This window comes from Desulfatiglans parachlorophenolica (genome assembly GCF_055394735.1).
Map to the genome: position 1 here is coordinate 3,794,675 of NZ_AP042460.1, position 12,761 is coordinate 3,807,435.

The following is a 12,761-nucleotide window of genomic DNA, read 5'->3' on the forward strand; positions in this document are numbered from 1 at the left end:
TCCGGCCGGTCATCAGTGGATCGAAGTGCTGTGTTTCAGGGCTTCGGTCTGAAAGTGGTTGATCAGGGGCTCGACCACCAGGTCCAACTCCCCTTGCAGCACCGTATCGATCTTGTACAGGGTCAGTCCAATGCGATGATCCGTGATACGCCCCTGCGGAAAGTTGTAGGTCCGGATGCGCTCGCTCCGATCGCCGGACCCCACCATGTGGCGCCGCTCCTCGGAGATCCTGGACTGCTGCTCCGCCTGCTCCATGTCGAGGAGCCGCGAACGGAGCACCTTCATCGCCTTGGCCTTGTTCTTGTGCTGAGATTTCTCATCCTGGCAGGTTACCACCAGACCGGTCGGGAGATGGGTAATCCTCACCGCCGAATCGGTTGTGTTGACATGCTGTCCGCCGCACCCGGACGACCGGTAAACGTCGATTCTCAGATCCTCCGGATCGATCTCGACGTCGATCTCCTCGGCTTCGGGCAATACAGCGACGGTCACGGCGGAGGTATGAATGCGGCCCTGGGCCTCCGTTTCGGGGACCCGCTGGACGCGGTGGACCCCGCTCTCATACTTGAGGCGACTGTATACTCGATCCCCCGTGATCAGGAGGATGACCTCCTTGAAGCCGCCCATGCCGGTCTGGCTCTGGCTTAAAATCTCCGTCCGCCAGCCTTTCAGTTCGGCGTAGCGGCCATACATCCTGAGGAGATCCGCCGCGAAGAGCGCGGCCTCCTCTCCGCCTGTTCCGGCACGAATTTCGAGAAGGGTGTTTTTTTCATCATTGGGGTCTTTTGGAAGCAACAGAAGGGTCAAGCCGTGCTCTGCATCCTGCAGTTCTGTCTTGAGAGCCTCGATCTCCTCCCTGGCCAGTTTCCGCATCTCAGGATCCGCATCGTCCAGCAGCGGACGATTGTTTTCGATCTCCTCCTGGATAGCCTCATACCGCCGGAAGCTCTCGATGATCGGGCTGAGCTGGCTGTGCTCCTTCATGAATTTCTGATAGGCCTTTTGGTCCTTCAGAATATCGGGTTGAGCCAGCTTCTCTTCGAGTGCCTCGAAGCGGGTTTCGATATCCTTCACTTTGGCAAACATCTTACCTATTCCTCTCGCCAAACGATAAACCGATCCCGATGCGGACTCTCATCGAGGCATCCCCTCGGGGCCTCACGCACATAGATCACTCAGTCGATGGAGACAGGACCATTACGGCCTGAAAGAAGACAACCAAGAGACTTATGGGCAACAAACTGCGTTGAAATGCGGGCATCGCTCGGCGCAATGCAGGCGGGGACGTCCCTATCGAGGGATCATTTGCTTCCGCCGATCCAGGAGATAAACGGCACAAGCGCACCAGCGGCCACTCGGTGCAAAGACTCCGGAGCCTGGGGCGACCCGGCCGCCTGTCACCTGATCCTCGGCCGACATACCCCGCCAGCGGATCCCATCGAAGCAAACTGTGTGGACACCGCGAGGGCCGGCCACTTTCACGCCAGGGCGACAGGCGCATTCACTGAACCGCCGCCCCACAGCCTCGGACCTAAAGAATTCCAATCTCGAGCCTGCGGCGCTGTGCCGCACCCCATACAACCCCTTGGCGGCATAACGCTCTGACGCATCGGGTCGGCCGCAGATTTCCACAGAATCCCCCCCGGCGCTCCAACAGAGCGACTGCCTGCGCTGTGCAAGACACGCCCGGCCTGGAGCCGAGCCAGCCAGGAAGGAGTCTTCGTAGCGCAGAACTATTCCTTGCCGCCTGACTGAAACTTTGCGTATTTTTTGCGGAAGCGCTCGACACGGCCGGCCGAATCGACCAGCTTCTGCTTGCCGGTAAAGAATGGATGGCAACTGGAGCAGATCTCCACGCGGATCTCCTTCGACGTGGAACCCGTCTCAAACTCATTGCCACAGGCACAGTGAACCGTTGCCCTATGATATTCCGGATGAATGCCCTCTTTCATATTCTCATCTCCTGAACCTTATTCGCTCATTGAAGCTAGAAACTCTATATTATCCTTCGTCCCTTTAATTTTATCAAGCAAAAACTCCATACTGTCCACCGGGGTCAGCGGTGAAAGCAGCTTCCGAAGAATCCAGATGCGATTCAGGTCCGCCTCCGGGATCAGCAGCTCTTCCTTCCGGGTCCCGGACCGATTGATGTCGATCGAAGGGAAGACCCGCCGGTCGCTCAGTTTGCGGTCCAGATGGATCTCCATGTTGCCGGTCCCCTTGAACTCCTCGAAAATCACCTCATCCATGCGGCTCCCCGTATCGACCAGTGCCGTCGCAATGATGGTCAGACTGCCCCCTTCCTCTACATTCCTGGCAGCCCCAAAGAAGCGCTTTGGCTTGTGCAGGGCATTGGAATCGAGCCCGCCGGAGAGGATCTTCCCGCTCGGGGGCACGACAGTGTTGTACGCCCGCGCCAATCGTGTAATGCTGTCGAGAAGGATCAACACATCCCGCTTGTGCTCGACGAGACGCTTCGCCTTCTCGATCACCATTTCCGCCACCTGAACGTGCCTCTGGGGCGGTTCGTCGAAGGTCGAACTGATCACCTCGGCATCCACCGAGCGCAGCATGTCGGTGACCTCCTCCGGGCGCTCGTCTATCAGCAACACGATCTTGTGAATCGACTTGTCATTGGCCGTGACGCTGTTCGCGATATTCTGGAGGAGCATGGTCTTGCCTGTCCGGGGAGGCGCCACGATCAACCCTCTCTGCCCTTTCCCGATCGGCGTCATCAAATCCATGATGCGAGCCGAATAATTCGTCGAAGTGGTCTCGAGGTTGATCCTTTCCTGCGGATACAGCGGAGTCAGATTGTCGAAGAGGATCTTCTCCCTTGCCACCTCCGGATCCTCATGATTGACCTTTTCCACCTTGAGCAGGGCGAAATACCGTTCAGAGGCCTTGGGAGGTCGTATCTGTCCGGAGATGGTATCTCCCGTCCGCAGATTGAACCGTCTGATCTGCGATGGAGAGATGTATATATCATCCGGTCCAGGCAGGTAATTGGCGTCCGGCGCCCTCAGAAACCCGAAACCGTCCGGCAAAATCTCCAGAACCCCTTCCCCGTAAATCAACCCGTTCTGCTCGGAGTGCGCCTGCAGCAGCGAAAAAATGAGGTTCTGTTTGGGCATACCCGAAGCCCCCTCGATGTGGAACTCCCTGGCCATATTGGTCAATTCGTTGATCTTCATCTTCTTTAATTCAACAAGGTTCATGCGTCATCTCCGTTTCAAGGGATCATTGCCGTCATCGAATGGGTGGGGTTCGGCAAACATGCCATTCTGCAGTCAAAGCACCGAGTGCTTCGCGTCGGAAGGTGACCGGGCTCCTGCGGCCATGCACCTCCGGATGTCAGCAAATGGTAGGCCGTCATCAATCAACAGACCGTGGTGGATATGGAATTTGCCCGCGCCTTCATTCTACTTCCGCTTGGGCACTCTCTATCAGGAGTCCTTGCAAGAAACGGTGAGAAATGGGTTCAGCGGGATCGCGCACACGACGCTAACGGGATAAGTGGTGTTAAAGGATTCCTCCTGAGGGCAGGAAGAATATGTTAGGGACAATATAGGCTGTTTTTCCTGCTTGTCAATCCTTTTCTGATCCGTCAGATCTCAGCATGCGCCGCTCTCAGGGCCTCCAAAACGGTCGCCATATCTTCAGGCAAAGGGGCCTCGATCAGTAGTCTCTTTCTGGTTACAGGATGGTCGAATGTGATCCGGAATGCGTGGAGCATCTGACGCTCGACAACTGGCGGATCAGCCTTCGCATGGGACCAGGTCCGTCTCCACCCGGCACTCCCCCTGCCGTAAACCGCGTCGCCCACCACAGGATGACCGATGTACGCCAAATGCACGCGGATCTGGTGTGTTCGGCCGGTCTTGATCCTGACCGATAGCAGGGAGCATCCCACACGGTACACTTCCCGCCGCTCCCAAAGACTCAGGGCGTAGCGCCCCCCAGAGGTCGGCACGCACATTTCCCTGCGCTTCATGCGGTGCCGTGCAATCGGTGCCTCGATCGCGCCCGAAGGCAAATGTACGATGCCGTGCACGAGTGCTAGATATTCCTTGCCGATCAGACCGTTCTTGAACTGCCACGAAAGCAGATGATGAGCGGCATCCGTTTTTGCAACGATCATCGCCCCGGAGGTATCCTTGTCGAGGCGATGAACTATCCCGGGGCGCGCCATTCCACCGATCCCAGACAGATCATCGCAGCGTTGAAGGAGTCCATGGACCAGCGTTCCCGTATCATGCCCCGGAGCGGGATGCACCACCAGCCCGGCCGGTTTGTCCACCACCACAAGCGATTCATCCTCGTAAAGGATATCGAAATCGATTGCCTCGGGTTCGAGTCCCAGGGGCTTCGGAGGCGGAATCGTAATGGAAACGTTGTCTCCAGGCCTGATCGCCTGGCTTGGTTTGGTTACCGGACTACCGTTGATATCGACCTTTCCACCCTTGATCAAGGTCTGAATGCGCGAGCGGGATAATTCAGGAAAGCGGGAAGAAAGAAAGACATCCAGCCGGATGCCCCCACGACCGGCGGGTGCGCTGCAAATGCAGTGATGATGAGCATCGGATACCACTGCAGGTCGGTTTAAACCCTATGCAAAAATGCGGTCCAGGTCGTCTTCGACCTGGTCTTCTTCGACATTGCGCGCCAGCGAGATTTCCTTTACGAGCAGGGTCCTTGCCGTGTCCAGCATCTTGCGCTCACCGAAAGACAGGTCCTTTTCGAGCTTCAGCATCAACAGGTCGCGGTAGACTTCGGCCACCTCGAAAACCGACCCGGTTTTGATCTTTTCCATGTATTCGCGGTACCGCCGGTTCCAGGTCTGGTTGTCAACACTGATATCCCGCTTCTCGAGAATGGAATAGAGCTTGCGGACCTCGGCCTGGTCTATGATCTCACGCAAGCCGACATTGTTGACGTTTTTTGTGGGAATCATAATGATCATGTTGTTGTCCAGGATCCGCATGACATAAAAATCCATCTGACACCCGGAAATCTCCTGGGTCTCGATCTTCTCGATCACACCCACACCGTGAGCGGGATACACAGCCAAATCTCCTACACTGAACATTGAACCCCCCATACAAAACACTGGAAACCTGATGTTTGCCTGCTTTGAAAGATGGGCATCGGTCTGAAGGGCGAGTATTTCGGTAAAAGGTTTTCAGTCGGTGGACATTTTCCTGGAGACAGGAACCACGCCCCTGTCTCCAGGATCCATCAAAAAGCCGGGGTCGCCTCTTAGGGCAGGCCCTGCTAGCCGACGATCCAGCCGAGCATCGGCAGGATCGGCGCGATAACGAGCGAAACCACGGACATCAGCTTGATCAGGATGTTCATGGCAGGGCCGGAGGTATCCTTGAAGGGATCGCCGACCGTGTCACCCACAACCGCAGCCTTGTGGTTGGGGGAACCCTTGCCGCCGTGGTGGCCTTCCTCGATGTACTTCTTGGCATTGTCCCAGGCGCCGCCCGCATTGGCCATGAACAGCGCCAGGAAGGCGCCCATGGTGGTGGCACCGAGCAGCATGCCGCCCAGGGTTTCTTTGCCCAGCAGGAAGCCCACCACGACGGGGGCCAGAACCGCCAGGAGCCCGGGGGCGACCATTTCCTTGAGGGCCGCGCCGGTGGCGATGGACACACAGGTCTTGGGATCGGGTTTGGCCCCTTCTTTCCCTTCGAGCAGGCCGGGGATCTCACGGAACTGGCGCCGGATCTCCTCGACGATGCTGAAGGCCGCCCTACCGACGGAGGTCATCGTCATCGCGGCGGCGAGCATCGGGACGATGCCGCCCAGGAAGACGCCAATCACGACCATCGGGTTGGTGATGTCGATGACTTTCAAACCCGCGGCCTGGGTGTAGGCCACGAACAGCGCGAGAGCGGTCAAAGCCGCCGAACCGATGGCGAAGCCTTTTCCGATGGCTGCGGTGGTGTTGCCGAGGGCGTCCAGGCTGTCGGTGATCTTCCGGGTCTCGGGGCCGAGCCCTGACATCTCGGAGATACCGCCGGCGTTGTCAGCGATCGGGCCATAGGCATCGACCGTCATGGTCGCACCGACCGTCGCCAGCATACCGACCGCCGAAAGGCCGATGCCGTAAATGCCGGCCATCTTGTATCCGATGAAGGTCGCGACGCAGATGCCGAGCATGGGAAGATAGGTGGACTGCATACCGATGGCCAGACCGGAGATGATGACGGTCGCCGGGCCGGTCTTGGACTGCTCGGCAATCACCTTGACGGGTTTCCCGGAGGTGTAATACTCCGCCAGGAGGCCGATCGCGATGCCGCAGAGAAGCCCGGAGAGGATCGCCCAGAAGGCGCCCATGGGCATCCCGAGTCCCTTGGTCACCAGGATGGTCAGGATGACGAAGATGATCGCCGCCACAAAGGTCGTGTAGCGCAGGGCCCCGGCGGGATTCCCCTTCTGGAAGACCTTGATCGAGAAGACGCCTACGAAGGAAGACACCAATCCGGCCATGACGACCAGGAGCGGCATCGACATGTACTTGAGCCGGATGGCCAGTTCGTCCAGACCGGCCAGTTCGGGCCGGCTGGCGAGCCATCCCGGGGTAATCGCCAGGGTGGCCCCGATGGCGATGGTGGCGATCACGGAACCCACGAAGGATTCGAAGATGTCGGCGCCCATCCCTGCGATGTCGCCGACGTTGTCACCGACGTTGTCTGCGATGACGCCCGGGTTACGCGGGTCGTCTTCCGGGATGCCCGCTTCGACCTTTCCGACCAGGTCGGCGCCGACATCCGCTGCCTTGGTGTAAATGCCGCCGCCCACACGGGCAAAGAGCGCGATGGAACTGGCGCCCATGGCGAACCCGTTGATATAGTGCGCGGTGTCAGGGCTGCCGCCGTAAATATAGAACCAGATTCCAAGACCAAGGAGACCCAGCCCGGCAACCGCCAGACCCATGACCGACCCGGAAAAATAGGAAACGTTCAAAGCCATTGCCTGGCCGTGCTTGTTGGCGGCCTCCGCCGTGCGGCTGTTGCCGCGCGTCGCGGCGGTCATGCCCGCGTAGCCGGCCATGATGGAGCAGGCAGCCCCGGTCAGGAAGGCGATAGCGGTCTGCCAGTTGATCCCCCACCCCAGCAGGATGAAGACGATCGCGATAAAGACGACCAGAACGGAATACTCCCTCTTCAAGAAGGCCATGGCCCCCTCGTGGATCATCCCTTCCAGTTCCTGCATGATCTTGCTGCCGTTCGGCTGCTTCTTGACATAGCCATAGATCAGGAAGGCGATGACCAAGCTCAGGATCCCCAAAAAGGGAGCGTAGATTGTTAATCCCTGCATCAGCTTTTTTCCTCCTTAATTGCTAGATTTTGGCAATTGGTCCAATTCATTGCCGCTTCAACCCCCTTCAAAAGAAACCATTCGCAGGCGCGAATGGCAAGGCGGACGACCTGATCTACGTTGGCAAGCTCATCCTCGTAAAAGGGACCGAGAACAAAATCCTCCACTCTTTCCCCATAACGCGGCCGCCCGACCCCCACCTTGACCCTGGTGAAATCCTTCACACCCAGAGACGCTATGACGGATCGGACTCCTTTATGCCCCCCCGGCCCCCCGTTTCTCGCTACCTTGACACGCCCCAAGTCGAGATCGAGATCATCGTGCACCACCAGGATCTTCCCAATCGGAGTTCCCAGTGAATCCACGGCTGCCCTTACGGCCAGCCCGCTCAGGTTCATGCAGGTCTGGGGACAAAGGAGGATGAACGTCTCACCTTCCAGTGCCGCCCGGGCATATCTGGACTGGAAGGCTCCTTCGAGCCATTGGCCGGCCATTCCCCCGAGCCAGCTTTCCAGCACCCGAAAACCGATGTTGTGCCGGGTATGCCGGTAGACCTCGCCGGGGTTTCCAAGCCCCACAATCAGGTACGCCTCCTCGGATCGGAACTCACCCCCTTTCTCTACCAAGGTTTCAGGATTTCCCAGCGGTTGACGCTTCAGCACCTCCGGCCTCTTGCAACTCCTCTTCGGCCCCCTCGCCGGCCTGTGCGGTCGGAGCGGCGACAACGGCAACGGTGAGGTGCCCCTCATCCAGAGCCGTGATCCCTTGAGGCAGCTGAATATCACTGATATGCACGGCGTCTCCGACATCCAGCCCGGAGACGTCCAACTCCAGCTTCTCAACCAAGGCATTCGGCAGACAGGAAATCGCCAGTTCCCGGCGAACATGCTGGAGAACGCCGCCGTTCTCAACCCCGGCGGGGATCCCCTTCAGCTCGATCGGGATGTTCACGCTGATTGCCTTGTCCATAGATATCTCGTAAAAGTCAGCGTGCAGCACCACGCCCTTCAGCGGATCGGTCTGCAGATCCTTGATCATCGCACTGCGCCGGTCGATCGCCCCCTCCGCACCGGCGATCTCGAGATTCAGGAGGATGTTCTCTCCCCCAGCCTCCCTCAGAAGCCGCTCCAACGCGGATTTTTCTATGCGGAGCATCATTGGGTTCGATGAAGGGCCGTAAAACACGGCGGGTACATTGTCCTGTCTCCTGAGTTTCCTGGCTGCCCCTTTTCCTTTGGTATCTCTCAACACGGCAGCGAGCGTAAGCATTGACATGGTTTCCTCCGGTACTAATTAATTTTTTCACAAACCCACCCAGACGTCATCCTCGGGCGATCTCTTGTTCTGCCCTAAACGAAAAGCGTGCTGACCGAGTGGGAATTGTGGATTCGCTTGATGGTCTCCCCCAAAAGCTCCGCCACCGAAAGGACGACGATCCGCTTGGAGGTTCTGGCCTTATCATTCAAAGGGATGGTGTTCGTGACAACCAGGCTGTCGATGCTCGAGGCCTCGATACGCTCAACGGCAGGACCCGAGAGGACTGGATGCGTGCAGCAGGCATGAATGGAAACCGAACCGCGGTCGCGCAAGGCCTGTGCGGCCTGCGTCAGGGTCCCCGCCGTGTCCACCATGTCGTCGAGGACGATGGCCGTCTTCCCCCGCACCTCGCCGATGATGTTCATTGCCTGTGCTACGTTCGGTGCTTCCCGGCGCTTGTCGATGATGGCCAGAGAGGCGTTCAGCCGCGTCGCAAACGCCCGGGCACGCTCGACGCCGCCCGCGTCGGGCGAAACGATGACCAGGTTGTTGTGAAAGTGCCGCCGGATATACTTCAGCAGGATCGGAGCGGCAAAGATGTTGTCGACAGGGATATTGAAATATCCCTGGATCTGCCCGGCATGCAGGTCCATCGACACCACACGGTGGGCGCCCCCCGCCGTGATCAGATCGGCGACGAGTTTGGCGCTGATGGGAACGCGCGGCTTGACCTTACGGTCCTGACGCCCGTAGCCGTAGTAAGGGATGACAGCCGTGATCCTTTCGGCGGACGCACGCCGCAGCGCGTCCATAATGATCAGGAGCTGCATGATATTGTCGTTGACCGGTGTGCATGTCGACTGCAGGATAAAGGCATCCCGCCCCCTGACATTTTCGCCGATCTCTACGAGGGTCTCACCGTCGCTGAAGGTCCTGGTGGTGATCTTTCCGGGCTCGATACCGAGGTAGTTGCAGACTTCGAGGGTCAAGGTTGGGTTGGAGGTCCCGCCAAAAAGCTTCATATCAGTCTTCCCAAACATCCAAAAAAAATGGCTGGGGTGGGAGGATTCGAACCTCCGAATGCGGGCTCCAAAGGCCCGTGTCTTACCGCTTGACGACACCCCAAGGATTTACGTGCCTCGCACCACAAAGACGTGCGGCCAACCCTCGTCAAGTAGTCGCTCTGCAGCAAGAGAGGCCTGTCTTTCGGATTCAAACACCCCGAATACCGTGGGGCCACTCCCGGACATCAGTGCACCCAAAGCCCCGGCCCGCTTGAGGGCATCCTTCAAATTTCCGACGGCGGGATAATGGGCGGCGGTGACCGTTTCAAGGTCGTTTTCGAGGAGCTCAGACAGCTCAAGAGGCTTTTTTTCCAAGGTTTTTACTATAAAGGCATATTCCCCTGTTGTCAACCTTAATTTCAGATGCCCGAAGGCCCAGGCCGTCGATACCGCGATCCCGGGGTTCACGAGGACATACCAGTACCGCGGCAGAACCTCGATGGGCTCGATGATATCGCCGATTCCCCTGGCAATACATGGCTTCTGTTCCAGAAAAAAGGGGACGTCCGCGCCCAGTGACCTTGCAAGTATGAGAAGGCGGCGACGGCTCAACGGACTGTCGAATAAGCGACTGAGCCCCAGAAGCACAGCCGCCGCATCACTGCTGCCGCCCCCGAGCCCCGCCGCCACAGGGATGCGTTTGGTGAGCTCGATCGCGAGGCCGGCATTGAGTCCTGCAGCATCGAGGAAGGCCTCGGCCGCCCGATGCACCAGGTTGTGCTCCCCCGCTGCGAGAGCGATCCCGCCTTTACAGACAAGCTCAATCCCCGACACGGAGCGCAGGCGGATATCCAATTCGTCAAAAAGCCCGACGGGGACCATGACAGAGACCAGTTCATGATACCCATCGGGCCGTCGCCCGATCACCTTCAATCGCAGATTGAGTTTAGCCGGCGCAAGCAGGTGCACACGATCTCTTCGGCCCTCGTGGGGCGGCTTGCCCCTTTCCCGTTCGTCGCCTGGCAAAGCAGCCGTATACCTCCAGTTTACCCGCCCCGTGCACAGATAGGAAGCCGTGCGGGGCCGGAAACCGCCGTTATCCGCTCGCTCATCCCTACTGTACGGCCTTGACGTACCTCCAGCGAAGGTCCGTCAGGATGCTTTCCAGCAGATTCTGCTCGTCTTTCGTCAGGTTGCCGGAACTCTTCTCCTTCAACATGCCGATCGTGTCGATGCCGTGTTTGGCCAGCTCCAGATCCTTGATTCTCTCACCGGTCTGAGGATCCGGAATCTCGCCCAGATTGAAAAGCGCCGACGAACTCAGGCTCAGGATCAACGTCGAAAACGTTACAGGAGGTAAAGGCGGAGTCTCTGCCTTTCTGGCCTTTCCCGAATCCCTGAGAATCTCCTCCGGTCCGGATTTCGGACCTGCCGCTTCCTTCGGTTCGCCGGCCGTCGTCTTCTCCTTCAGTTCGCCCTGCTGATCGAAGGCACGGCGGTCCTTGATCACAAAACCCTTTTCTTCCTCTTCCATGGCCTTCCTCAAACGCTGAAAGATTACAATTCGATCCGCTTCACCGCAAAAACATGGGGAAGCCCCCTCAGGGCCTCCAGTCCGTCATCGTTGACGATCGTGTTGGTCGTCAGAATGATGACGTTCTGCTTTTTCTCTCTTTCTTCACCGACATGCATCCGGCTGATATTGAGCCCGAACCTTCCGAGCGTCGTCCCGATCTGGCCGATGACCCCCGGGCTGTCCTGATTCTGGATCAGCAGGATGTGCCCTTCCGGTATCGCTTCCATATAGAAATTATTGATCCTCAGGATCCTTGGACGATCCTTTCCGAAGATCGTCCCGGACACGATATTTTCGCCCTCGAGGGTCTTGACCGTCAAGGCGACGAGGCTCGCGAAATCCTCCGATGTCTGGCTCTTGGATTCCACGACCTTGATCCCTCGCTCGGATGCAATGTAGGGTGCATTGACAAAATTGACGTCATCCTTGAGAATCGGTGTGAGGAGACCCTTCAACACCGCTGTCGTGAGAGGGGCCATATCGTACTGACTGACAGCCCCGGCATAATGGATCTTGACCTCGAGGACCGCACTTTCGGCAAGCTGGGACTGCAAGGCGCCCATCCGTTCTACAAGCGTCACGTAAGGCCGCAGGATGCTCATCAGCTCACTGCTGATGCTCGGCACATTGACCGCATTTTTGACCGTTCCATGCAGGAGATAGGCCGCGATCTGCTCCGCAACGTCCTTGGCGACGTTATCCTGCGCCTCGGTCGTGGATGCCCCGAGATGAGGGGTGCAGATGAAATTGGGAAGCTCCAAAAGCTTGCTCGCCCCAGGGGGTTCCGTCGCGAACACATCGAGGGCCGCGCCTCCGAGCTGCCCGGACCCCAGGGCATCATAGAGATCCGCCTCGTTCACGATTCCGCCGCGGGCGCAGTTGATCAGCATCGCACCCTTTTTCATCCGCGCGAACGTGTCCGCGTTGAACATGTTGACCGTCTCGTCGGTCTTCGGAGTATGAATCGTTACATAGTCGGAACGCTGCAGCAGCTCCTCGAAGGAAACCGGCTCCAGATCCATTTTTTCGATGCTCTCGGGCTTGATATACGGATCGTAGACAATGACCTTCATCTTCAGGCCTTTGGCCCGGTCAGCGACGATTCTTCCAATATGCCCCGCTCCGATAAGCCCCAGGGTCTTGTTGAAGACCTCTCTACCCTTGAGCTTCTTCTTCTCCCATTTGCCTGCCTTCAACGAGGCGGTCGCCAAAGGAACATTGCGCGTGAGGGCCATCATCATGGCGATCGTGTGCTCAGCCGTCGTGATGGTGTTCCCTTCAGGCGTGTTCATCACCACGATCCCCCGCTGACTGGCGGCGGGGATATCCACATTGTCCAGCCCGATGCCGGCCCGGCCGATGACCTTGAGCTGCCCAGCGGCGGCGATGATGTCGGCGGTGACCTTCGTCGCGCTCCGGATGGCCAGCCCATGATACTGCCCGATGATCCCTTTCAACTCCTCCGGCGTGAGTCCTGTATTGACATCTACATCGATGCCCGGCGTTTCCTCCAGGACCTCGATGCCGATTTCTGACATAGGATCGCTTATTAAAACCTTCATGTCTCCATTCTCCTTCTGACCAGGTTGAAATGG

At 58.2% G+C, this 12,761-nt stretch carries 12 protein-coding genes and 1 tRNA gene; all 13 read right to left on the reverse strand.

Annotated features, from left to right (window positions below; genetic code table 11):
- Positions 1-12: 12 nt before the first annotated feature.
- The 13 genes from prfA to serA all read right to left on the reverse strand — a co-directional run bounded on the left by prfA (position 13) and on the right by serA (position 12,728).
- Positions 13-1,086, reverse strand: a complete 1,074-nt coding sequence (gene prfA / locus ACZ500_RS17740; RefSeq protein WP_464228747.1) for a peptide chain release factor 1 — start codon at positions 1,084-1,086, stop codon at positions 13-15.
- Between the two features lie 647 nt (positions 1,087-1,733).
- A complete protein-coding gene (rpmE, locus tag ACZ500_RS17745; RefSeq protein ID WP_464228748.1) occupies positions 1,734-1,952 on the reverse strand; it encodes a 50S ribosomal protein L31 in 219 nt (72 codons plus the stop codon).
- Between the two features lie 18 nt (positions 1,953-1,970).
- Positions 1,971-3,218 carry a transcription termination factor Rho gene (gene rho / locus ACZ500_RS17750; protein ID WP_464228749.1) on the reverse strand — a complete coding sequence of 416 codons (1,248 nt, stop codon included), beginning with the start codon at positions 3,216-3,218 and terminating at the stop codon, positions 1,971-1,973.
- A 389-nt stretch (positions 3,219-3,607) separates the two neighbouring features.
- Complete coding sequence (locus tag ACZ500_RS17755; RefSeq protein WP_464228750.1) at positions 3,608-4,591, reverse strand: RluA family pseudouridine synthase; 984 nt, start codon at positions 4,589-4,591, stop codon at positions 3,608-3,610.
- Between the two features lie 18 nt (positions 4,592-4,609).
- Positions 4,610-5,089 carry a CarD family transcriptional regulator gene (locus tag ACZ500_RS17760; protein WP_464228751.1) on the reverse strand — a complete coding sequence of 160 codons (480 nt, stop codon included), beginning with the start codon at positions 5,087-5,089 and terminating at the stop codon, positions 4,610-4,612.
- A 185-nt stretch (positions 5,090-5,274) separates the two neighbouring features.
- Positions 5,275-7,329, reverse strand: coding sequence for a sodium-translocating pyrophosphatase (locus ACZ500_RS17765; protein WP_464228752.1), 2,055 nt, complete (start codon positions 7,327-7,329; stop codon positions 5,275-5,277).
- Entirely contained in the window at positions 7,329-7,991 is a 663-nt protein-coding gene (gene pth / locus ACZ500_RS17770; protein ID WP_464228753.1) for an aminoacyl-tRNA hydrolase, read from the reverse strand. Before pth ends, ACZ500_RS17765 begins: the two co-directional genes overlap by 1 nt.
- Positions 7,960-8,604 (reverse strand): 50S ribosomal protein L25, encoded by a 645-nt coding sequence (locus ACZ500_RS17775; RefSeq protein WP_464228754.1) that lies wholly within the window; start codon positions 8,602-8,604, stop codon positions 7,960-7,962. Before ACZ500_RS17775 ends, pth begins: the two co-directional genes overlap by 32 nt.
- A 74-nt stretch (positions 8,605-8,678) precedes the next feature.
- Positions 8,679-9,608 carry a ribose-phosphate diphosphokinase gene (locus tag ACZ500_RS17780; protein ID WP_464228755.1) on the reverse strand — a complete coding sequence of 310 codons (930 nt, stop codon included), beginning with the start codon at positions 9,606-9,608 and terminating at the stop codon, positions 8,679-8,681.
- Positions 9,609-9,636: 28 nt separating this feature from the next.
- A tRNA-Gln gene (locus tag ACZ500_RS17785) sits at positions 9,637-9,711 on the reverse strand.
- A gap of 5 nt (positions 9,712-9,716) precedes the next feature.
- Positions 9,717-10,616 (reverse strand): 4-(cytidine 5'-diphospho)-2-C-methyl-D-erythritol kinase, encoded by a 900-nt coding sequence (gene ispE / locus ACZ500_RS17790; RefSeq protein WP_464228756.1) that lies wholly within the window; start codon positions 10,614-10,616, stop codon positions 9,717-9,719.
- An 88-nt stretch (positions 10,617-10,704) separates the two neighbouring features.
- Positions 10,705-11,124 (reverse strand): DUF1844 domain-containing protein, encoded by a 420-nt coding sequence (locus ACZ500_RS17795; protein WP_464228757.1) that lies wholly within the window; start codon positions 11,122-11,124, stop codon positions 10,705-10,707.
- A gap of 23 nt (positions 11,125-11,147) precedes the next feature.
- A complete protein-coding gene (gene serA, locus ACZ500_RS17800) occupies positions 11,148-12,728 on the reverse strand; it encodes a phosphoglycerate dehydrogenase (protein ID WP_464228758.1) in 1,581 nt (526 codons plus the stop codon).
- Positions 12,729-12,761: the final 33 nt, after the last annotated feature.

Excerpts from the sequence above, each read along its gene's own strand:
- rpmE (WP_464228748.1), bottom strand. The coding sequence starts at position 1,952 with ATGAAAGAGGGCATTCATCCGGAATATCATAGGGCAACGGTTCACTGT.
- ACZ500_RS17780 (WP_464228755.1), bottom strand. The coding sequence starts at position 9,608 with ATGAAGCTTTTTGGCGGGACCTCCAACCCAACCTTGACCCTCGAAGTC.
- rho (WP_464228749.1), bottom strand. The coding sequence starts at position 3,218 with ATGAACCTTGTTGAATTAAAGAAGATGAAGATCAACGAATTGACCAAT.
- serA (WP_464228758.1), bottom strand. The coding sequence starts at position 12,728 with ATGAAGGTTTTAATAAGCGATCCTATGTCAGAAATCGGCATCGAGGTC.
- ACZ500_RS17775 (WP_464228754.1), bottom strand. The coding sequence starts at position 8,604 with ATGTCAATGCTTACGCTCGCTGCCGTGTTGAGAGATACCAAAGGAAAA.
- ACZ500_RS17765 (WP_464228752.1), bottom strand. The coding sequence starts at position 7,329 with ATGCAGGGATTAACAATCTACGCTCCCTTTTTGGGGATCCTGAGCTTG.
- ACZ500_RS17795 (WP_464228757.1), bottom strand. The coding sequence starts at position 11,124 with ATGGAAGAGGAAGAAAAGGGTTTTGTGATCAAGGACCGCCGTGCCTTC.
- ACZ500_RS17760 (WP_464228751.1), bottom strand. The coding sequence starts at position 5,089 with ATGTTCAGTGTAGGAGATTTGGCTGTGTATCCCGCTCACGGTGTGGGT.
- prfA (WP_464228747.1), bottom strand. The coding sequence starts at position 1,086 with ATGTTTGCCAAAGTGAAGGATATCGAAACCCGCTTCGAGGCACTCGAA.